The organism is Rhodococcus sp. NPDC057014 (assembly GCF_042673295.1).
Taxonomy (GTDB): domain Bacteria; phylum Actinomycetota; class Actinomycetes; order Mycobacteriales; family Mycobacteriaceae; genus Rhodococcus_F.
In genome coordinates, this window is the sequence record NZ_JBHUSF010000071.1 from 1 (window position 1) to 1,652 (window position 1,652).

At 66.5% G+C, this 1,652-nt stretch carries 2 protein-coding genes; one reads left to right on the forward strand and one right to left on the reverse strand.

Annotation, left to right across the window (positions count from 1 at the left end):
• Positions 1-55: 55 nt before the first annotated feature.
• Positions 56-1,171 (reverse strand): dimethylsulfone monooxygenase SfnG, encoded by a 1,116-nt coding sequence (sfnG, locus tag ACFTZB_RS16465; RefSeq protein WP_072946416.1) that lies wholly within the window; start codon positions 1,169-1,171, stop codon positions 56-58.
• A gap of 100 nt (positions 1,172-1,271) precedes the next feature.
• Between sfnG and ACFTZB_RS16470 the strand changes: the two genes are divergently transcribed.
• Positions 1,272-1,652: acyl-CoA dehydrogenase family protein (locus ACFTZB_RS16470; protein ID WP_378432968.1), on the forward strand; the 381-nt coding region annotated here is incomplete at its 3' end.

Consider the following 1,652-nt stretch of genomic DNA (forward strand, 5'->3'; position numbering starts at 1 on the left):
CTGGCCCGGTAGGCGGCTCCGCCGCCCGTGCGTGGTTAACGAGTCCCTGGACTCCTCAACCACTCACGGGCGCAAGCCTCTCGGACGCCTCGAGTTCGCGGACCAGCGGCAGGACGTTGGCGCCGAAGTATTCGATCTCCTCCTGGAAGTGCAGGAACCCGCCCAGGATGAGGTCGACTCCGCGGCGGCGGTATTCGACGATGCGCTCGGCAACCTGCTCCGGCGTGCCGATCAGCTGTGTGCGGAATCCGTCGTTGTACTGGACGAGATCCTCGAACGTGGAATCCGCCCACATCCCCGACTTGTCGGCGGTGGACGCGCCCGCCTGCTGGACGGCGGACCGGAATCCCTCGACCGCCGGTTTGTTGGCCTTCTCGATGATCTCGCGGAGGGTGTCGCGGGCCTCCTTCTCCGTGTCGCGGGCGATGATGAACCCGTTGAGCCCGAACTTCACTTCCCGGTCGTGTTCGCGCGCCACCCGTCGCACGTCGTCGATCTGTTCGGTGATGCCGTCGTAGTCCTTGCCGTTGCTGAAGTACCAGTCGGAGTACCGGCCCGCGTTCTGCCTCGCGGCGGCGGAGTTTCCGCCCTGGAACAGTTCGGGGTTCGGGCGGTCGGGGGTGTTCAGCGGTTTCGGCTTGAGGGTGAAGTCGTGGATGCGGTAGAAGTCGCCGCGGAAATCGACGTCGTCCTCGGTCCAGATCTTGCGGAGCACCTGCAGGAACTCGGCGCTGCGCCGGTACCGCTCGTCGTGCTCGAGCCACGGCTCCCCGAGGTGGGTGAATTCGTCCTTGAACCAGCCGCTCACGACGTTGACGGCGAACCGGCCGTTCGACAGGTGGTCGGCGGTGGCCCCCAGTTTCGCCAGCACGGCGGGCTGCCACAGACCGGGGTGGACCGCGGCGATCACCTTCAGCCGCTCGGTGGCGAGCAGGAGTGCGAGGCTGAAGCTCGTCGACTCGTGCTGGAATTCGGCCCCGTAGCTGGCCTCGTACCGGACCTGGCTGAGCGCGTACTCGAACCCGTTGTTCTCGGCGGTCTGGGCGAGTTTCTTGTTGTACTCGTAGTCCCAGCTGGTGCGCTGTTCGATGTCGGACGTGACCAGCCCGCCACTGACGTTGGGCACCCAGTAGGCGAACTTGATCTGCTCAGCGATGTGTTCGGTTGACATACCCAGCATGGAACCCGCCGGCCCGGCAGACGCCCACCCTTCCAATCAGCGCGCGTCCAACCCTTCACCGGGCTCGCGGGACCGTGTGAGGTTCGACGGCATGACAGCCGTACAGGAACGAAGAGCTGCACAGCCCATCGCGAGCGAGACCGACTACGACACGCTCGCCGCCAGGTTCCGCCCCCTCTTCGCCGACATCGCCGAAGGTGTGGTGGAACGCGAACGCGACCACGTCCTCCCCTACGAGCAGATCGACGCCCTGAAGAAGGCCGGTTTCGGGGCGGTGCGCGTGCCGAGATCCCACGGTGGGTCGGGCGCGAGCATCCCCCAGCTGTTCCGGCTGCTCGTCGAACTGTCCGCCGCGGATTCCAACGTCACGCAGGCCCTGCGCGGACATTTCGCGTTCGTCGAGGACCGCCTCGTCGCCGCCGACGGTCCCGACCGCGACACGTGGCTTCGGAGATTCGCGGACGGTCAGCTG